The organism is Pseudomonas sp. zfem005, from assembly GCF_032621735.1.
In the GTDB taxonomy this organism is placed as follows: Bacteria; Pseudomonadota; Gammaproteobacteria; order Pseudomonadales; family Pseudomonadaceae; genus Metapseudomonas; species Metapseudomonas solani.
Window position 1 is genome coordinate 63,632 of sequence record NZ_JAVYJE010000013.1, and the last position, 18,326, is coordinate 81,957.

General features: G+C 62.2%; 22 protein-coding genes and 2 tRNA genes. 7 read left to right on the forward strand and 17 right to left on the reverse strand.

The window, feature by feature from the left end; all coding sequences use genetic code 11:
- Positions 1–18: 18 nt before the first annotated feature.
- From RTW82_RS26090 to thrS, 11 genes are all read right to left on the reverse strand, one after another.
- On the reverse strand, positions 19–816 hold the full coding sequence (locus tag RTW82_RS26090) for a hypothetical protein (RefSeq protein ID WP_316926914.1): 798 nt from the start codon (positions 814–816) through the stop codon (positions 19–21).
- Positions 817–880: 64 nt separating this feature from the next.
- Entirely contained in the window at positions 881–1,507 is a 627-nt protein-coding gene (locus RTW82_RS26095) for a hypothetical protein (RefSeq protein WP_316926915.1), read from the reverse strand.
- A gap of 144 nt (positions 1,508–1,651) precedes the next feature.
- Positions 1,652–1,728 (reverse strand) — tRNA-Pro (locus RTW82_RS26100).
- Positions 1,729–1,811: 83 nt separating this feature from the next.
- On the reverse strand, positions 1,812–2,168 hold the full coding sequence (locus tag RTW82_RS26105) for a MerR family transcriptional regulator (protein ID WP_031286878.1): 357 nt from the start codon (positions 2,166–2,168) through the stop codon (positions 1,812–1,814).
- Entirely contained in the window at positions 2,149–2,451 is a 303-nt protein-coding gene (gene ihfA / locus RTW82_RS26110; RefSeq protein WP_003282572.1) for an integration host factor subunit alpha, read from the reverse strand. Before ihfA ends, RTW82_RS26105 begins: the two co-directional genes overlap by 20 nt.
- Before the next feature lie 3 nt (positions 2,452–2,454).
- The gene (gene pheT / locus RTW82_RS26115) at positions 2,455–4,833 is read right to left on the reverse strand and encodes a phenylalanine--tRNA ligase subunit beta (protein ID WP_316926916.1); all 2,379 of its coding nucleotides are present in this window, start codon (positions 4,831–4,833) and stop codon (positions 2,455–2,457) included.
- 189 nt (positions 4,834–5,022) lie between these two features.
- Complete coding sequence (gene pheS, locus RTW82_RS26120; RefSeq protein ID WP_043243027.1) at positions 5,023–6,039, reverse strand: phenylalanine--tRNA ligase subunit alpha; 1,017 nt, start codon at positions 6,037–6,039, stop codon at positions 5,023–5,025.
- Positions 6,040–6,133: 94 nt separating this feature from the next.
- On the reverse strand, positions 6,134–6,490 hold the full coding sequence (gene rplT / locus RTW82_RS26125) for a 50S ribosomal protein L20 (RefSeq protein ID WP_004422590.1): 357 nt from the start codon (positions 6,488–6,490) through the stop codon (positions 6,134–6,136).
- 29 nt (positions 6,491–6,519) lie between these two features.
- Positions 6,520–6,714: a 50S ribosomal protein L35 gene (rpmI, locus tag RTW82_RS26130; RefSeq protein WP_021701550.1), complete on the reverse strand. Its 195-nt coding sequence runs from the start codon at positions 6,712–6,714 to the stop codon at positions 6,520–6,522.
- A 61-nt stretch (positions 6,715–6,775) separates the two neighbouring features.
- Positions 6,776–7,327 carry a translation initiation factor IF-3 gene (gene infC, locus RTW82_RS26135; protein WP_173178453.1) on the reverse strand — a complete coding sequence of 184 codons (552 nt, stop codon included), beginning with the start codon at positions 7,325–7,327 and terminating at the stop codon, positions 6,776–6,778.
- On the reverse strand, positions 7,327–9,249 hold the full coding sequence (gene thrS / locus RTW82_RS26140) for a threonine--tRNA ligase (protein WP_316926917.1): 1,923 nt from the start codon (positions 9,247–9,249) through the stop codon (positions 7,327–7,329). Before thrS ends, infC begins: the two co-directional genes overlap by 1 nt.
- Before the next feature lie 497 nt (positions 9,250–9,746).
- Between thrS and RTW82_RS26145 the strand changes: the two genes are divergently transcribed.
- Positions 9,747–9,908 carry a hypothetical protein gene (locus RTW82_RS26145; protein ID WP_021216953.1) on the forward strand — a complete coding sequence of 54 codons (162 nt, stop codon included), beginning with the start codon at positions 9,747–9,749 and terminating at the stop codon, positions 9,906–9,908.
- Between the two features lie 191 nt (positions 9,909–10,099).
- The gene (locus tag RTW82_RS26150) at positions 10,100–10,252 is read left to right on the forward strand and encodes a hypothetical protein (RefSeq protein ID WP_178083011.1); all 153 of its coding nucleotides are present in this window, start codon (positions 10,100–10,102) and stop codon (positions 10,250–10,252) included.
- Positions 10,253–10,409: 157 nt separating this feature from the next.
- Here RTW82_RS26150 and RTW82_RS26155 read toward each other — a convergent pair whose 3' ends face one another.
- The 5 genes from RTW82_RS26155 to RTW82_RS26175 form a co-directional block, all read right to left on the reverse strand.
- Positions 10,410–10,805: a hypothetical protein gene (locus RTW82_RS26155; RefSeq protein ID WP_316926918.1), complete on the reverse strand. Its 396-nt coding sequence runs from the start codon at positions 10,803–10,805 to the stop codon at positions 10,410–10,412.
- Between the two features lie 176 nt (positions 10,806–10,981).
- Complete coding sequence (locus RTW82_RS26160) at positions 10,982–11,248, reverse strand: hypothetical protein (protein WP_316926919.1); 267 nt, start codon at positions 11,246–11,248, stop codon at positions 10,982–10,984.
- 156 nt (positions 11,249–11,404) lie between these two features.
- Complete coding sequence (locus RTW82_RS26165) at positions 11,405–11,743, reverse strand: hypothetical protein (RefSeq protein WP_316926920.1); 339 nt, start codon at positions 11,741–11,743, stop codon at positions 11,405–11,407.
- A gap of 54 nt (positions 11,744–11,797) precedes the next feature.
- Complete coding sequence (locus tag RTW82_RS26170; RefSeq protein ID WP_316926921.1) at positions 11,798–12,172, reverse strand: hypothetical protein; 375 nt, start codon at positions 12,170–12,172, stop codon at positions 11,798–11,800.
- Positions 12,173–12,442: 270 nt separating this feature from the next.
- Positions 12,443–12,519 (reverse strand) — tRNA-Val (locus tag RTW82_RS26175).
- Positions 12,520–12,702: 183 nt separating this feature from the next.
- Here RTW82_RS26175 and RTW82_RS26180 point away from each other — a divergent pair.
- Positions 12,703–13,986, forward strand: a complete 1,284-nt coding sequence (locus tag RTW82_RS26180; RefSeq protein ID WP_043246916.1) for an NAD(P)/FAD-dependent oxidoreductase — start codon at positions 12,703–12,705, stop codon at positions 13,984–13,986.
- A gap of 68 nt (positions 13,987–14,054) precedes the next feature.
- Here the strand turns inward: RTW82_RS26180 and RTW82_RS26185 are convergent, their stop codons facing one another.
- A complete protein-coding gene (locus tag RTW82_RS26185) occupies positions 14,055–14,729 on the reverse strand; it encodes a PA2778 family cysteine peptidase (protein ID WP_316926922.1) in 675 nt (224 codons plus the stop codon).
- Between the two features lie 280 nt (positions 14,730–15,009).
- On the opposite strand from RTW82_RS26185, the gene RTW82_RS26190 reads away from it, so the two are divergent.
- From RTW82_RS26190 to RTW82_RS26205, 4 genes are all read left to right on the forward strand, one after another.
- Positions 15,010–15,279: a hypothetical protein gene (locus RTW82_RS26190; protein ID WP_021218003.1), complete on the forward strand. Its 270-nt coding sequence runs from the start codon at positions 15,010–15,012 to the stop codon at positions 15,277–15,279.
- Between the two features lie 190 nt (positions 15,280–15,469).
- Positions 15,470–16,183 (forward strand): DUF421 domain-containing protein, encoded by a 714-nt coding sequence (locus tag RTW82_RS26195; protein WP_316926923.1) that lies wholly within the window; start codon positions 15,470–15,472, stop codon positions 16,181–16,183.
- Positions 16,180–17,211, forward strand: coding sequence for a DNA topoisomerase IB (locus RTW82_RS26200; RefSeq protein WP_184488036.1), 1,032 nt, complete (start codon positions 16,180–16,182; stop codon positions 17,209–17,211). Before RTW82_RS26195 ends, RTW82_RS26200 begins: the two co-directional genes overlap by 4 nt.
- 100 nt (positions 17,212–17,311) lie before the next feature.
- Positions 17,312–18,319 carry a GlxA family transcriptional regulator gene (locus RTW82_RS26205; RefSeq protein WP_316926924.1) on the forward strand — a complete coding sequence of 336 codons (1,008 nt, stop codon included), beginning with the start codon at positions 17,312–17,314 and terminating at the stop codon, positions 18,317–18,319.
- Positions 18,320–18,326 lie beyond the last annotated feature (7 nt).

An 18,326-nucleotide genomic window follows, 5' to 3' on the forward strand; every position in this document is an offset into this window, starting at 1 on the left:
GAAATTCGTGCCCCTCCTTCATATCTCTATTCCACTGCCCACGTTGGGAGATGTACGGGCGCTGCTGAGGCTATCGACAGGCACGTAGATCCAGCCTTCGCGTGAGTCAACACCGGGCTCGGGCTGAGCAAGCTGGAGAGGCTGGTAGTGGAATTGCCAGGCCACTAGAGCGCAGAGGTGAGCGTCGCCGATATCGGAATGAGCGAAGCCCCCCGGCTCAGGTAGGACAGCGAGCAGCGCTGCAACCTGAGAGGAACGCTTGGCAGCAGAAGGGTATGCCTCAATAGCACGCAGGTATTGATGATCGGTCCAAACACCAGGGCTCTGTATATGCGGCGCGAAACGAGCCAGCACGTGCATGCCTTTGGTTGCCTGGCTACCAATCATGTCCTTGATGGCCGAAAGCGGCATCAGCCCGCGCTCGAACAGATAGCGCTCAGTGCGTCGATACAAGTAAGGATTGCTGGCCGCATTTCCAATAGGCCCCGCTGCCCTCCCCTGCACGATCAGCTCGATGAAGGCAGTGGAAAAGCCCAGAGGGGTATCGATTGCCAACACCACGGGAGTACTGGCGTAGGTGGTCACATCCAGCTCACAGAGTTCAAGCAGTCGAGCGATGAACCCGGCAGTATCGGCCGCCTGATTGATGCATCGACGCATGTTGCCCCGCCATGGCTTGCCAATGACTTGGCGCTGGGCGTCGAGCACGACCAAAGCGTCACGACTGGCGGGGTTCTTGTCACAGTTCCAGCCGCCGACATCCCAGCCGATGAAGAGCGGTGTTGTGGGCGCTAGCAGAGCTTCACCTGTGGGCATTGAACGTTCCCTTGCGCGCCTGGCTCAACCTTTGAATGAGGTGCAAATTGAACCAGATCGTGAATCAATTTTTGCAGAGCGCCTGCGGCGCCTCGGTGGCGTCGAGTGGGAACGGCACAACCATAGGCGACTTACCGAATGTCATCAGGTGGTACATGCCAAAACCACATACGAGCTGTTCTCCACGAATACCCACTCCAACAAACAGCTCGTAATCTTGCCCCGACTCCAGTTGGAATACCTTGGCTTGCGCAGGGCATGTGGAGTAGGTGCTTCCGAGACTACCGACTGCCGCCCCCAAGGTCGCTACCTGAAAAGGAAGATCGGCCCTGACACGGTATTCGGTGACGATCTCGGTATACAGCCCTTCCCCCATCCGCACGGCCCCAACGTACTGGACCAGCTTAGGCGCCACCCGCTCCGGCATGCCCAAGCTCGTGGGCTTCAGAGGAAATTGCGGATGATTGATATTTGGATGCCCCTCTTCCGAGAAGCGTCCGGCCTCGGCCATTTTATGACGCAAGACGGGAGCGCAACTGCCGTTGATGCTGTCTCCGAAAACCGAGGAGTTGGTGATGACCCGTACCCGCGCAGTGCCCTCTTGCCGAGTGGGCTCAACGTAGGGCTCGGAAGGAATGCCGGAACAACCGGCAAGCATTGCGGCAGTCAGAAACAAAGCGGCTGTGCGCATTCTCATGTCCTTATGGATTGAAGCCGGAGTTGCGCTCGGGCAACACGGCATACAAAGGCGCTGCTTTATCGAAGCGCAGCCTGGTATAGAAAGAGGGAAAACGAAAAAGGCCCAAGTCTTTCGACTTGGGCCTTTCTCTAAATATGGTCGGGACGGAGTGATTCGAACACTCGACCCCTTGCACCCCATGCAAGTGCGCTACCAGGCTGCGCTACGCCCCGACTTTGTTGCTTGTCCCGCTTTGCGGAACGGAGCGAACTATACTTTAAGCTTTTGAATTGTGGAAGGTTTTTTTCAGGTTTTTTTACTTACGCAGAACCATGAGGACGTCTTCAAGCTCGGCGATGGTCTGCCGGATGAGCTGCTTGTATTGGGTGGTGTCGTCCTTCGCTTCGTCACCGGAGAGACGCTGGCGCGCCCCGCCGATGGTGAAGCCCTGATCGTATAGCAGCGCCCGGATCTGCCGAATCATCAGCACATCCTGGCGCTGGTAGTAGCGCCGGTTGCCGCGTCGCTTTACCGGGTTGAGCTGGGGAAATTCCTGCTCCCAGTAACGCAGCACGTGGGGCTTGACTGCGCAGAGCTCGCTGACCTCGCCAATGGTGAAGTAACGCTTGCCGGGGATTGTCGGCAATTCGTCGTTATGACTTGGTTCCAGCATAAGCTTCGACTCTGGCTTTCAGTTTCTGCCCCGGACGGAACGTCACGACACGGCGAGCCGTGATCGGGATTTCCTCTCCTGTCTTCGGGTTCCGCCCCGGACGCTGACGCTTATCCCGCAGATCGAAGTTGCCGAAACCCGACAACTTGACCTGTTCGTTATGCTCCAGCGCCTGACGGATTTCCTCGAAAAACAGCTCCACCAGTTCCTTGGCTTCCCGTTTATTCAGGCCAAGCTCTTCGTACAGACGTTCAGCCATCTCAGCTTTCGTCAGAGCCCCCATACGCTACTTCCTTAACGTGGCGTTGAACCTTTCTTCCAGCGAGGTGACGATGTTCTGCGTTGTGGTGTTCACCTCATCGTCGTTAAGAGTGCGCGATGGATGCTGCCAGGTCAAGCCGACGGCCAGGCTTTTTCTAAGCGGATCAATACCTTTACCGTGATAGACGTCAAATAGCCTGAGGTCCGTCAACCACTCGCCCGCCGCCTCGCGGATGGTGTCGAGTACGGCCTCGGCGGCGACCTCGCGATCCACCAGCAGGGCCAGGTCGCGACGCACTTCGGGGAAGCGCGAAAGCTCGTGGAATTTGGGCAGACGGCCGCGCATGACTTCGGCCAGAACCAGCTCGAAGAGGTAGACCGGCTGATCCAGGTCCAGGGCTTTCGCCAGCTCGGGGTGGATGGCGCCGAGGTAGCCGACCAGTTGGCCGTCGCGCTCGATGCGGGCGGTTTGGCCCGGGTGCAGGGCGTTGTGCTCGCCGGGCACGAAGTCGAAACCGTCCAGCGCACCGGCGGCGCCGAGCAGGGCTTCGACGTCGGCCTTCACGTCGTAGAAGTCAACGCCGTCACGGCCATGGGCCCAGGCTTCGGGCAGGCGCTTGCCGCAGACGACACCGGCAAGCATGGCTTCCTGCTTGAGCCCTTCCAACTGGCCGACGAAGCGCAGGCCGCTTTCGAACAGACGGACGCGACCCTGCTGGCGGTTGAGGTTGTGCTGCAGCGCCTTGACCAGGCCCGGCCACAGGGAGGAGCGCATGGCGGCCATGTCGGCGGAGATGGGGTTGGCCAGCATCAGCGGCTGCACACCGGGGTTGAACAGCTCGAACAGCTTGGGATCGATGAAGCTGTAGGTGATCGCTTCCTGGTAGCCGCGGGCGACCAGCAGGCGACGCAGGGCCGGCAGCTCGACGGCGGATTCAGAGCGGGCCTTGGGCGCCAGGCGCGCTTGCGGGTAGCGAACCGGCAGGCGGTTGTAGCCGTAGAGGCGGCCGAGCTCTTCGATCAGGTCCACTTCCAGGCTGATGTCGAAGCGGTGGCTGGGGACTTCCACCGTCCATTGGCCTTGGCCAGCGGAGGTGACGCCCAGGCCCAGCGCGATGAGCAGGCGCTCGACTTCGGCGGCGTCCATCTCCATGCCCAGCATCTGGGCGATGCGCTCGGCACGCAGGGTGACCGGTGCGACGTTCGGCAGGTTGGCTTCGCTGACGCTTTCGATGATGGGGCCGGCTTCGCCGCCGACGATGTCCAGCAGCAGCGCGGTGGCGCGCTCCATGGCTTCGCGGGCGAGTTGCCAGTCCACACCACGCTCGAAGCGGTGCGAGGAGTCGGTGTGCAGGCCATAGGAACGGGCCTTGCCGGCAACGGCGATGGTGTCGAAGAAGGCGGCTTCGAGGAACAGGTCGCGGGTCTTGTCGCTGACACCGCTGTGCTCGCCACCCATTACGCCGGCGATGGCCAGGGCGCGGGTGTGGTCGGCGATGACGAGGGTGTCGGCACGCAGGCTGACTTCCTGGCCATCGAGCAGGACGATCTTCTCGCCCTCCTCCGCCATGCGCACGCGGATGCCGCCGTTGATTTCGGCGAGGTCGAAGGCGTGCATGGGCTGGCCGAGCTCGAGCATCACGTAGTTGGTGATGTCGACGGCGGCGTCGATGCTGCGTACGTCGGCGCGACGCAGGCGCTCGACCATCCACAGCGGGGTCGGCTTGGAGAGGTCGACATTGCGCACGACGCGGCCGAGGTAGCGCGGGCAGGCCTTGGGCGCGAGGACTTCGACCGGGCGCACTTCGTCGTGGGACGGGGCGACCGGGGCGATGGCCAGGCGGGTGACCGGAGCGTCGTAGAGCGCGCCGACTTCGCGGGCGAGGCCGGAGAGGTTGAGGCAGTCACCGCGGTTGGGGGTGAGGCCCAGCTCGATGACGACGTCGTCCAGCTCCAGGTAGCGGCGGAAGTCTTCACCCACCGGCGCATCGGCGGCGAGCTCCATGAGGCCGCCGTGGTCTTCGCTGATCTTCAGTTCGTTGGCCGAGCAGAGCATGCCGAAGGACTCGACACCGCGCAGCTTGGCTTTCTTGATCTTGAAGTCGCCCGGCAGCTCGGCGCCGATCATGGCGAAGGGGATCTTCAGGCCAGGGCGCACGTTGGGCGCGCCGCACACCACCTGGAAGGTTTCGCTGCCGTTGCTGACCTGGCATACGCGCAGCTTGTCGGCGTCGGGGTGCTGTTCGGTGCTCAGCACCTCACCCACGACCACGCCGCTGAAGGCGCCGGCAACGGGGGTGACGCTGTCCACTTCCAGGCCGGCCATCGACAGACGGGCCACCAGCTCGTCGCGGGATACCTGCGGGCTTACCCAGCTCCGCAGCCACTGTTCACTGAATTTCATCCAGCTCTCCTAAGGATTCGTTTCGGCCACGTGCGTGGGTGGTCGGCTTTCGCGCTCCCCCGCATTAACGCGGGAGGCGGTGAGCCCGCTGACGGGTTCCCTCACCGGGCCCCACCCGAGGCGGGGCGCTCGCTACACAGCTACAACACAACATTCAACGCACGGGGCATTCGTTTCTGACGGCGCGGCCTAGCGGAATTGCGCGAGGAATCGCAGGTCGTTATCGAAGAACAGGCGCAAGTCGTTGACGCCATAACGGAGCATGGCCAGACGCTCGACGCCCATGCCGAAGGCGAAGCCCTGGTACTTCTCCGGGTCGATGCCGGACATGCGCAGCACGTTGGGGTGGACCATGCCGCAACCCATCACTTCCAACCAGCCGGTCTGCTTGCACACGCGGCAACCTTTGCCGGAGCACATGACGCACTGCATGTCGACTTCGGCCGAAGGCTCGGTGAAGGGGAAGAAGGACGGGCGGAAACGCACGCCGAGGTCCTTCTCGAAGAACACGCGGAGGAATTCCTCGATGGTGCCCTTGAGGTCAGCGAAGCTGATGCCCTCGTCGACCAGCAGGCCTTCGACCTGGTGGAACATCGGCGAGTGGGTGATATCCGAGTCGCAACGGTAGACACGACCCGGGCAGACGATGCGGATCGGCGGTTGCTGGGATTCCATGGTGCGCACCTGGACCGGCGAGGTGTGGGTACGCAGCAGCATGTTGGCGTTGAAATAGAAGGTGTCGTGCATCGCCCGGGCCGGGTGGTGGCCGGGGATGTTGAGCGCTTCGAAGTTGTGATAGTCGTCTTCGACCTCAGGGCCTTCGGCGATGCCGTAGCCGATGTGGGTGAAGAACTGCTCGACGCGCTCCAGGGTACGGGTGACCGGGTGCAGGCCGCCGGAGACCTGGCCACGGCCAGGCAGGGTGACGTCGATGCGCTCGGCCGCGAGCTTGGCGCCGAGGGCGGCCTGCTCAAGCGAATCCTTGCGGGCATTCAGGGCGTCTTGTACGCGTTCCTTGGCGGTGTTGATCAGGGCGCCGACTTTGGGGCGCTCTTCCGCCGGCAGGTCGCCCAGGGTCTTCATCACCTGAGTCAGTTCGCCTTTCTTGCCAAGGTAATGAACGCGAATCTGCTCAAGGGCATTCACGTCGTCGGTGTTTTGCACTGCCTCAAGCGCTTGAGAGACCAGCGCATCCAGATTTTCCATGTACAGACTCCAGATACGAAATAGGGGAAGAGCACAAGGCTCTTCCCCTATTGGTGACGTTCAGCACCGGGATAGCCCGGTGATTGTCGGGGACTTAAGCCAGTACGGCTTTCGCTTTCTCGACAATCGCAGCAAACGCCGCTTTTTCGTTCACTGCCAGATCGGCCAGAACCTTGCGATCGATCTCGATGGCCGCTTTTTTCAGGCCAGCGATCAGACGGCTGTAGGACAGACCGTTCAGACGAGCACCAGCGTTGATACGAGCGATCCACAGAGCGCGGAACTGACGTTTGCGCTGACGACGGTCACGGTAGGCGTATTGGCCAGCCTTGATCACCGCCTGCTTGGCAACGCGGAACACGCGGCTGCGTGCGCCGTAGTAGCCTTTGGCGAGTTTCAGAATCTTTTTGTGACGCTTGCGAGCGATAACGCCGCGCTTAACACGAGCCATGAGTAGCTTCCTCTAGATATCTTGACCGATTAACGAACGCGCAGCATGCGCTCGACTTTTGCTTTGTCCGACGGATGCATCAGTTCGCTACCGCGAAGTTGACGCTTACGCTTGGTGGACATCTTGGTCAGGATGTGGCTCTTGAAAGCGTGCTTGTGTTTGTAGCCAGCAGCGGTCTTGAGGAAACGCTTGGCTGCACCGCTCTTGGTTTTCATCTTTGGCATGTTCGGATACTCCGCATTGAGTGATTACGCATAACCGCAAGGCCTGCCAGTGCCCTGGTGGTTACTTTTTCTTTTTGGGAGCGATGACCATCATCAGCTGGCGTCCTTCCAGCTTAGGATGCTGTTCAACGGTGCCGAGTTCGGCGAGGTCAGCTTCGACCCGCTTCAACAGCTCCATGCCCAGCTCCTGGTGAGCCATCTCACGACCACGGAATCGAAGCGATACCTTGGCCTTGTCTCCCTCATTAAGGAAACGTACCAGGTTGCGTAGTTTTACCTGGTAATCCCCTTCTTCCGTCCCTGGACGAAACTTGATTTCTTTGATCTGTTGCTGGTGCTGATTCTTCTTCGCCGCAGCAGCCTGCTTCTTCTTCTCGAACAGGTGCTTGCCGTAGTCCATGATCCGGCATACGGGCGGCACTGCATCAGCGGAAATTTCCACCAGATCCAGCTTTGCTTCTTCAGCAGCGCGAAGCGCTTCATCAATCGAGACGACGCCAATTTGCTGGCCGTCTGCACCAATCAGTCGCACCTCTCGAGCCGAGATATTCTCGTTAATCGGGGCCTTAGGTGCAGCTCGTTTATCTTGTCTCATTTCACGCTTAATAATGATTACTCCAATTCTTGGCGACCACGCCGGGAAGCCGCCTGCGCAAGCGTAGTGACGAATTGGTCGAGGGGCATGGAGCCCAGATCGACGCCTTCACGGGTTCGCACAGCAACGGATCGTGTCTCAACCTCCCGATCTCCAATAACCAGGAGATAGGGAACCTTGAGCAAAGTATGCTCGCGGATTTTAAAGCCGATTTTTTCGTTTCTCAAGTCGGACTTGGCACGGAACCCGCTTTGGTTGAGAGTTTTTTCAACCTCGAGGGCAAAATCGGCCTGCTTGTCGGTGATATTCATGATCACCGCCTGGGTCGGCGCGAGCCACGCCGGGAACAGCCCCGCGTAGTGCTCGATGAGCATGCCGATGAAGCGCTCGAAGGAGCCGAGGATGGCGCGGTGCAACATCACCGGGCGCGTACGGCTGTTATCTTCGGCGATATAGCTGGCATCCAGACGCTCCGGAAGGTTCGGATCGTACTGCAGGGTGCCGCACTGCCAGTTACGGCCGAGGCAGTCCTTGAGGGTGAATTCGATCTTCGGACCGTAGAAAGCACCTTCACCCGGCTGGTATTCCCAGGCCAGGCCGGACTCGTTGAGGGCGTCGGCGAGGGCACCTTCGGCGCGATCCCACAGTTCGTCGGATCCCACGCGTTTGGCTGGGCGAGTCGACAATTTCATCGACACATCGCCGAAGCCGAAGTCCGAATACACCTGCAGCGTCAGCTTGATGAAGTCGGCCGCCTCTTTCTTCACCTGTTCTTCGGTGCAGAAGATGTGGGCGTCGTCCTGGGTGAAGCCGCGCACGCGCATGATGCCGTGCAGGGCGCCGGACGGCTCGTTACGGTGACAGGCACCGAACTCGGCCAGGCGCAGCGGCAGGTCGCGGTAGGACTTCAGGCCCTGGTTGAAGATCTGCACGTGGCACGGGCAGTTCATCGGCTTGACGGCGTAGTCGCGGCTCTCGGAAGCCGTGGTGAACATGTTCTCGGCGTAGTTGGACCAGTGGCCCGAACGCTCCCAGAGGATGCGATCGACGACCTGGGGCGTACGCACTTCCACATAGCCGTGCTCACGCTGCACCTGGCGCATGTACTGCTCCAGCACCTGGTACAGGGTCCAGCCATTGGGGTGCCAGAACACCATGCCCGGCGCTTCTTCCTGCAGGTGGAACAGGTCGAGTTGCTTGCCGATGCGACGGTGGTCGCGCTTCTCGGCCTCTTCGATGCGCTGGACGTAAGCGGCCAGCTGCTTCTTGTCGGCCCAGGCGGTGCCATAGATGCGCTGCAGCTGCTCGTTCTTCGAGTCGCCGCGCCAGTAGGCACCGGAAATCTTGGTGAGCTTGAACGCTTTCAGGAAGCGGGTGTTGGGCACGTGCGGGCCCCGGCACATGTCCACGTACTCCTCATGGAAGTACAGGCCCATGGCCTTCTCGTCCGGCATGTCCTCGACCAGGCGCAGCTTGTAGTCCTCGCCACGGGCCTTGAACACTTCGATCACCTCGGCGCGCGGGGTGACCTTCTTGATGACGTCGTAATCCTTGTCGATCAGCTCGGCCATGCGCTTTTCGATGGCGGCCATATCGTCAGGCGTGAAGGAGCGCTCGAAGGCGATGTCGTAATAGAAGCCTTCATCGATGACCGGGCCGATCACCATGCGGGCAGTCGGGTACAACTGCTTGACGGCATGACCGACCAGGTGGGCGCAGGAGTGACGAATGATTTCGACTCCAGCCTCGTCCTTCGGGGTGATGATCTGCAGGGTGGCGTCGCTGTCAATCAGGTCGCAGGCATCGACGAGCTTGCCGTCGACCTTGCCGGCGACGGTGGCCTTGGCCAGGCCGGCACCAATGGATTGCGCCACCTCGAGTACGGATACCGGGTGATCGAACGAACGCTGACTGCCGTCGGGAAGAGTAATGATGGGCATGGCGCCTCCTCTCCTAGTGGTGACCTCTACCAAAGGCCACATGGGTTGGGATGAGCCAGTAATTGATCCGGTGGTATGCCTGCCACACGATGACAGAGCCCGAAGGCCAACCGAGCCGAACCAGAGTCACTGGAGGTGTCGAGAACCGCGGATGCTTCCAGAAACAGATGACACTGACAAGCTTCCGATGCCACCGGCACACCTTTATATAGGCAGCACGAACGGCAGCGAGAGTGCGAACGTCACGAGAAGATCGGGAGAGACCGCGCGGTCGCGCACTCTACCACAAAAAAATCAACGACTTAGAAGCGCCCCGGCACGAGAGGCCATCTCCCATCGGCAAGCGAGCAGAGACAGCGACATCGCCAGCCCAGGCACAGCGCAGCCTGACACTCTTTTGCCATCATTGAAATGTGATGAGAATCACACAGATTTACCGATCAGTTCACAGACGCACTGATATGCTCCGGCGAATACATCGACCAAGGAGTCCTACGATGAAGGAACAACGTACTTTCCTTGCTCTCCGTGCCCACATTGACGAGCTGCTCAGGGACGGAGCCAGCATCATCAGTCGCGACCCTCTCACCCTGAAGGTCAGCGGCCATCTCTATCGCGTCAATTACGGCATGCTGATCAGCCACTCCGTAGCCGCCTGACCGCGCCCGGGCGCTCTCGCCCGGCGCTGCCCCGCCCTCCCCGCCCGACACCTCCTCGACGGCGCTTCTGACTGCACATCCACGTTTCGAACGAATAGTCAAAGGCGTACAAAGCGCAACGGAATTTCGGAACGCGAGCCCTGTCACAGCTACTGCTATTCTGCTCGCATCTTCCCAGGGGAGACTCATCCGTGAAGGAACAACGGAATTTTCATGCTTTGCGTGCGCACATCGATGAATTGCTCAAGGAAGGAGCACGAATCATCGGACGGGAACCACTCACCATCAGGATCAATGACGGCCTCTACCGTGTAATGCACGGCATGCTGATCGCCGATATCTGAAACCAGACCCGACGCACCGCCTCGCTACCTCCACCAGCGCGACAACCTCGCACTGCGGCTTTCCTTTATTGCGCAATCCCCTTCAGGCACTCATCGCCCGCCGCCATCTGCCGCCAGCGGGGCATGAAGCACCACGCCCAGACGCGCGAACACCTCATCAGGGAATGAACACAGGCTCCTCAGGCGCGGACTCTGAGTGATCGTCATCGCTATTCGACCAGCCCGCCCCGGCACCGAAGTCCAGCGCCTGGGTCTGCAGGTTGTAGCCGACATCCCCACCACTGAAGTAGCCCTCGCCCTGGTAGGCGACGCCGATGTTCGGCCGGAAAGCGGACGACGCGAACAGATAGTCGAGACCAACGGAGCCCACCATCTCGTTGTCCTGGTCATCGCTGAACGCCTTGACCCCCGCCGCCACGCCACCGCCGAAGACATAGCTCACCCCGACACCGAAGCCGATGTCGCTCGCCTGCGCCGCGCCGCCCATCGATAGCAGCACAGCCCAAGCCGCCACCGACGTCGCCCGACGGCCGAAATCGATTCGCTTGCTCATGGCAAACGCCTCCTCGCTCGTAAATGCATTTTCAAGCGTAGAGAGCCTGCGGATATATCCAAGCGAAGCGGGAGCACTTTTCCGATATATGGACATCTACCAAGGCGACCCAGCGAGCCCAAACGACAGAAACAAAAAGCCCGGCGCAAGGCCGGGCTCATTGATACGCGCAACACTCACTTCATCGAATTGGCGAAGGCGTTCCACTCTTCGGTCGCCTTGAGCGCCGCCTCGCGATGCTTGCGAACCGCCTCGTTCTGCTCGGTCACGAAAGCCGTGATGCATTTGTTGTAGCTGTCGACATCGCGAGTGAACTGGTCGCGATGCGCCTCATCGCGGAACTGCGCCGGCACATCCGGCCGCTTGCAATCGTGATGGGGCAGCGCTGATTCAGCGAAAACAGCAGGCGAGATCAGGAGAAGTACGGCGAGAGCTTTGCGCATTCGTTTCCTCACGAGAAGCCGGCAGCTTCCCTCAGCGGCGACCATAAAAAGAAGCCGGAAAACTAAAACGCACGGCCAGTCGAGTCAAGCAAGGTGCACCACCAGAAGCCCAGACCTTTCAATACACATTTACTTGGAGAAGCGACCGACATTGGCTCACTTGAGCGGACCCGCCGCCCGCCAGGTTCCGGGCACCTGAAGCAGCGAGGCCTTGCTGGGTAGATCCCGACAGGCACGATAGGCAATCGCCTGGGACTTCTGGCCCTGCTCCACCAAAGCCCCCGCCTCGACACCCTCATAGCCCCACTCAGCCGCCAGGCAGTCGACCCACAAGGACTCGACCCCGCCCTTTCCATTGCCGAGCCTGATCACCGCCCTGGAGTCATCGACCCGCTCAACCGAGACCACCTTCAGCCCACCGCCGACCAGATCCTGCGCAGAGGCGGTCATGGGCATCATCGCCAACACAAGAACACCACAAAAATAGATACGCACTTAATCCTCTCCCTGGATAGGTAAAGCGAATGCAACAAGACAGCAACCGTGCGATCAAGGGCAAGCGCCGGCCGGCGAGCGGACGATCCTGGCGCTCGATGACGAAGTGGTTTCAGCCTCTGCATAGGCATCCCTGTTCAAAAGCTGCTGGTCGCCAGCCTCATCGATGACCGAGTAGTTGCCATCGGAAAGCGCGCGCCAGCAGCCCCTGACTTCGGCGCCTTCGCTGCGGGAAACATAAGCGTGCCTCTCGGCAGCACGCGAAACAGGCAGCTCGCACGCTCTCTCGAGGAAAAGCACGTCAGGCACATCGCCCAGCGAGAACGCATCGCCAACACATTGATGCCCCTTATCAGCCCGCACCAGCACCTGCTCGGCGCTGCCGGCACCCGCAACCAACGCGCACAGCATTCCAATTGCGTATTTCATGGTAATCCTCCGTGAACAGAATCGAGCGACCTGAAGCCCAGATTGTGAGCTGCGCTCCCTGGGAGAATCCAGAACCTCCTAAAGGAGGAGATGGCCACCATCCATTAGAGGGGCGCACGGAGAAGGAGATCGAGCACCAGCAGGCGCAGGCAGGCTTGAAAGCCCAAACCATGAGGAGGGCCCGGAAGCCCATTGAAGGAAAATCGGAAAACAAAAAAGGGCGACCCTTTCGGATCGCCCCTCATGCGCTGCAGTGATGCAGCTTCGAATTGGTAGGCACAATTGGACTCGAACCAACGACCCCCACCATGTCAAGGTGGTGCTCTAACCAACTGAGCTATGTGCCTTCGATGGGTGCGCATTCTACAGCCATGCTTTTCGACGTCAACAACTTTTTTCGCTAACTGCCTGAAAAAGTGAAGTTTTTGTTGTTCAACGCCGCGTTAAATATCTTGCACAGCCCCTAGCCGGCTATTTTCAACTCGGGTAGCATCACGCCATCCGTAAAAAATAAAAAACAGAGATTCAAGATGACGCACACTCCCTACCCCCAATCCTATTACGCAGCATCGGCCAACCCGGTACCGCAGCGGCCGGAGCTGGTCGGCGAGACCGAGACCGACATTTGCATCATCGGCGCCGGTTACACCGGGCTGTCCACCGCCCTCTTCCTCCTGGAAAACGGCTTCAAGGTCACCATCGTCGAAGCGGCCAAGGTCGGTTTCGGCGCGTCCGGCCGTAACGGCGGGCAGATCGTCAACAGCTACAGCCGCGACATCGATGTGATCGAGCGCACCGTCGACCCGAAGCAGGCGCAATTGCTCGGCCAGATGGCGTTCGAAGGCGGCCGCATCATTCGCGAGCGCATCGCCAAGTACAACATCCAGTGTGATCTGAAGGATGGTGGTGTGTTCGCCGCCATCACGCCCAAGCAGATGGGCCACCTGGAGTCGCAGAAGAAGCTATGGGAACGCTACGGCCACACCCAGCTGGAGCTGCTGGACGCCAAGCGCATCCGCGAAGTGGTGTCGACCGAGAACTATATAGGCGGCATGCTCGACATGAGCGGCGGCCATATCCACCCGCTGAACCTGGCCCTGGGCGAGGCGGCGGCGGTGGAATCCCTCGGCGGCATCATCCATGAGCAATCCCCAGCCATTCGCGTGGAGCGCGGCGCCAACCCGGTCGTGCACACGCCCAAGGGCCGTGTGAAGGCCAAGTTCGTGGTTGTGGCCGGTAACGCCTACCTGGGCAACCTGCTGCCCGAGCTGGCGTCCAAGTCCATGCCGTGCGGCACCCAGGTGATCACCACCGAGCCGCTGTCGGAAGAAATGGCCAAGAGCCTGCTGCCCCAGGATTACTGCGTCGAAGACTGCAACTACCTGCTGGACTACTACCGCCTCACCGGCGACAACCGCCTGATCTATGGCGGCGGCGTGGTCTATGGCGCCCGCGACCCGGCGAACATCGAGGCGATCATCCGCCCGAAGATGCTCAAGACCTTCCCGCAGCTGAAGAACGTGAAGATCGACTACGCCTGGACCGGCAACTTCCTGCTGACCCTCTCGCGCCTGCCTCAGGTCGGCCGTATCGGCGACAACATCTATTACTCCCAGGGCTGCAGCGGCCACGGCGTCACCTACACCCACCTGGCGGGCAAGGTACTGGCCGAAGCACTGCGCGGCCAGGCAGAGCGTTTCGACGCCTTCGCCAGCCTGCCGCACTACCCCTTCCCGGGTGGCCGACTGTTCCAGGTACCGTTCAGCGCCATCGGCGCCTGGTACTACAGCCTGCGCGACAAGCTGGGGATCTGATCCCCGCGACATGAAAACGGCGCCCTAGGGCGCCGTTTTTCATTGGGGCTGCGGCCCCGCCAGAACAATCAGTGCAGCTGCTTCCTGGCGATATTCGCCGCATCGGCCTGCCCGGCACCGGCCAGCGCATCGACGGCCTGGGTCCAGCGCGACCTATCCGCTTCGGCGGGCAGCTGGTTCGGCGCCTGCAGCAAAGCGGCCCAGTGGCCAGCACCCTCCCAACCCGACTCGAACTCCGAGAAGCTCATCGGCAGGCGGCGTATGCCCCCGGCACGCAGGAGGAGTACCTGCTTGTTGCGGTCGTAGCCCACCACCAGCGCGTAGCGCCAGGAGGGCAGCCAGCCGTAGCCCTGGCGCATGTGCACCAGCACCGGGTTGCCCGCCGCCACCTGCACCAGCAGGTCTTCCAACTGGTCGCCCAGCGGGTACAGCAGTAACCCATGGCGGTTCACCACGCCCGCCAGGTTCTGTTGCAGTGCCTCTTCCCGTTCGGGCAGGCGCAGCTCCTTTTCCACCATGCCCGGCGTCACCGTCTCGCCCTGCAGGGTGAACAGTGCAGCCAGGCTGGCCGGCGCGCTCTGGTAGGCGTGCTGGGCGAAGAAGGGCACGTTGCTCAGCTCCACCGCTTCGGGCAGGGCACGCAGCCTGGGCGATGTCGAAGGCTGGCTGGAACAGGCCACCAGCAGCAGGCAAAACACGAGCCCGGCGCAGCGGGTGAAGGATCGGTCAAGGCGAATAGGCACTGCATCTACCCCGGTGGTTCAGGTGCATGGCGGGCACCGGCGCGAGCGGCCGGCCCATGGCGCACCTGTATACCCGAGGCACGCCCGGCAACGCACGGAAATGACGGTTTTTCGAGACCGTTATCACCAATCCATTCATTGCCGCGACAAATAGTTATTTATTCACGACGGCCTGTGACTTCCCGGTCAGGTTTCGCCATCCATATCCACGACGGCACACAAACGGTCGAGCCGACCGGGTCCGTCACCTCAATGGGCACAATACGGAGAGACCCACCCCATGAATGCAACACTGCGCTTCAACGAAGCCCTGATCATCGCCGGCCGCGCCTTCCAACCCTTCCAGTGCGTGGCCTGGGCCCCACAGGATGGCAACGGCGAGCTGAGCCTCAGCGTCATCGACCGCACCAGCACCCGCCTGCTGGGCCGCTCGAAAATCGCCAGCAGCACCTATTCCGACCCCGAACAACTGGCCAGCATCCTCAAGCAGTCCCGCGAGGAGCTGAGCCGCCAAGGCTACAGCCTCGCCCCCTGGGAAATGCCCGAGTAATACCTCACAGCGCTGTGCCCACTGCGCGGCGGGCAGCTTCCCGGCTGCCCGCCCTGGCGTTATCGCAACGCCGCCTCGCTTTTCACTGAAGAAATTCCCCCGCCTTCGCTGTCCATAACCTTGCAGCCCGAGCACACGCGGCAACCCGCCCGCGCCAGCCTCGCTCGCCCGCGCAAGGAGCACATAGGCCATGAGCCCATTCGACTGGCACCGCATCCTCATCGATGAGTTCCCCCTGAGCTTCCTCGCGGAAGTCGCGCTACGCGCCCTCTTCGCCTTCGTCGTGGTCTTCGCCTTCCTGAAGATCTCCGGGCGCCGTGGCGTGCGGCAGATCTCCCTGTTCGAGGTGCTGGTCATCCTCACCCTCGGCTCCGCCGCTGGCGACGTTTCCTTCTATGAAGACGTGCCGCTGCTACCGATCCTCGTGGTCTTCACCACCCTGCTGGTGCTCTACCGCGTCACCACCTATGCCATGGAACGCAACCGCCGCTTCGGCGCCTGGCTGGAGGGCGAGCCGGTGGTGATCATCCGCGACGGCCTCTACGACATCGACGCCCTGGCCCGTAACAACATCTCCAGCGACGAGTTCTTCATGGAGCTGCGCCGCCAGAGCGTCGAGCACCTAGGCCAGGTAAGGCTGGCCATACTCGAGGTGAACGGCGACGTCAGCCTGTATTTCTTCGATGACAGCGAAGTGCGCGTGGGCCTCTCCGTGCTACCCCGCCAATTGCGCCAGAGCGTGGAGCGCCCCAGCACCGACGGCCTCTACGCCTGCAACCGGTGCGGTTTCACCCAGCACCTCGCCCAGGGTCAGGACGCCCATTGCCCCCGCTGCGACGGCCAGGCCTGGTCACGCGCCCTGGGCCGCAAGCACCAGGCCTCACCCGTGGAGGCACACGCATGACAGCCGCAACGCCGCCCGCCCTGCCGCCGCAACTGCGCTACGTCGAGGACAGCATGCCCGGCTTCGCCCGACGCCTGAGCCGTGGAAAGTTCGTCTACATCGACCTGGCCGGCAAACCGATACGCGACGAGCTGGAGATCCAGCGCATCAACAAGCTCGCCATCCCGCCCGCCTACCAGCAGGTGTGGATCTGCGCCGACCCGCAGGGCCATATCCAGGCCACCGCCCGCGATGCCCGCCAGCGCAAGCAGTACCGCTACCACCCGCTGTGGATCGAGATACGCGACGCCGCCAAGTACGAGCGCCTGCTGCGCTTCGGCCAGGCCCTGCCGGCCCTGCGCGGGCGCATCGACCTGCACCTGGGCGAAGCGGGGCTGGGCCGTGACAAGGTCATGGCCGCCGTGGTCGCCCTGCTCGACCGCACCCTGATCCGCATCGGCAACAGCCGCTACGCGCGGGACAACAAATCCTTCGGCCTCACCACCCTGCGCACCCGCCATGTCGCCGTGAAGGGCAACAACATCCGCTTCGAATTCAAGGGCAAGAGCGGCATCGAGCACAGCGTCCGGCTCAGCAGCCCGCGCCTGGCGCGCATCCTCCGCCGCTGCCTGGAGCTGCCCGGCCAGCACCTGTTCCAGTACCTGGACGAGGGCGCCGAGCGCCGCACCGTCAGCTCCCACGACATCAACGACTACCTGCGCAGCCACGCCGGCGAAGACTTCACCGCCAAGGACTACCGCACCTGGGCCGGCAGCGCCCTGGCCCTGGAGCACCTGCGCAAGCACCGCTGGCAGGACGAAGCCACGGCGAAGAAGCACCTGGTGGAGGTGATCCGCCAGGTCTCCAGCGAGCTGGGCAACACCCCGGCCATCTGCCGCAAATGCTACGTCCACCCCGCCATCATCGAAGCCTTCCTAGCCGGCGAGCTGCAGGGCCTGAAGAAAGCCCGCAAGCGCAAGGGCCTGAGTGCCGAGGAAGCCTCGCTGATGCATTTCCTCCAGGCGCTGCACGTCGCCCCGGCGGGCTGAGCGCCTGGCCAGCGACTTGGCAATATCTGTGGGGTTATTGTCATTGTCGCCAAACCCGGCAGGACGCAGACTGGCACCATCAACCTGATGGAGCCCCGCCATGGACCCCTTGCGCACCATCGCCTGCCTGGCATTCGACGACGTGATGAGCCTGGACGTGACCGGCCCGCTGCAGGTGTTCGCCTCGGCCAACGTCGAGCGCCAGCGCCAAGGCCTGCCCGACGCCTACGGCATCCGCCTGATCGGCACCGAAGCCGGCGCGGTAAAGACCTCTGCCGGCTTCGCCCTGGTCGCCGAGGCCGCCTATCACGAGGTCGATCCTGCCTCCCTCGACACCCTGCTGGTGGCGGGCGGCATGGGCGTCGAACGCATGTGCCGCAACCCGCCGCTGCTGGCTTGGCTGCGTGACGCCGAGCCCCAGGTGCGCCGGCTCGGCTCCATCTGCTCCGGTGCCCTGATCCTCGCCGCCGCCGGCCTGCTCGCCGGGCGCAGCGCCACCACCCACTGGTCCGACGTACCGGCCCTGGGCGGCTATTGCGATATCGACGTGCAGGGCGACCGCCTGCACACCTACGACCCCGCCGGCCGCGATGGCGACCCCCATGTGTTCACCTCCGCCGGGGTCACCGCCGGCATCGACCTCGCCCTGGCGCTGGTGGAGGCCGACCTCGGCCGCACCATGGCGCTGGCGGTGGCGCGCCGGCTGGTGCTGTTCCTGCGTCGACCCGGCGGCCAGGCGCAGTTCAGCGCCCTGCTCAATTGCGAGCCCAGCCGCACCCCGCGCCTCGCCGCCCTGCTGGAATGGATACCCGGCAACCTCGGCGGCGACCTCTCGCTGGAGGCCCTGGCCAGCCAGGCCGGCATGGCGCCGCGCAGCCTGTCCCGGGTCTTCGTCCAGGAACTGGGCATGGGCCCCGGCAAATACATCGAACGGGTACGCCTGGAGGCGGCCCGCGTGCTGCTGCAGGACGCCCAGGCCTCCATCACCACCGTGGCCCGCCTCACCGGCTTCGGCCACCCGGAAAACCTGCGTCGCACCTTTCACAAACACCTGTCCATCAGCCCGCAGGAATACGCGGAACGCTTCGGACGCTCCACCCAAGCCTGAGGAAACC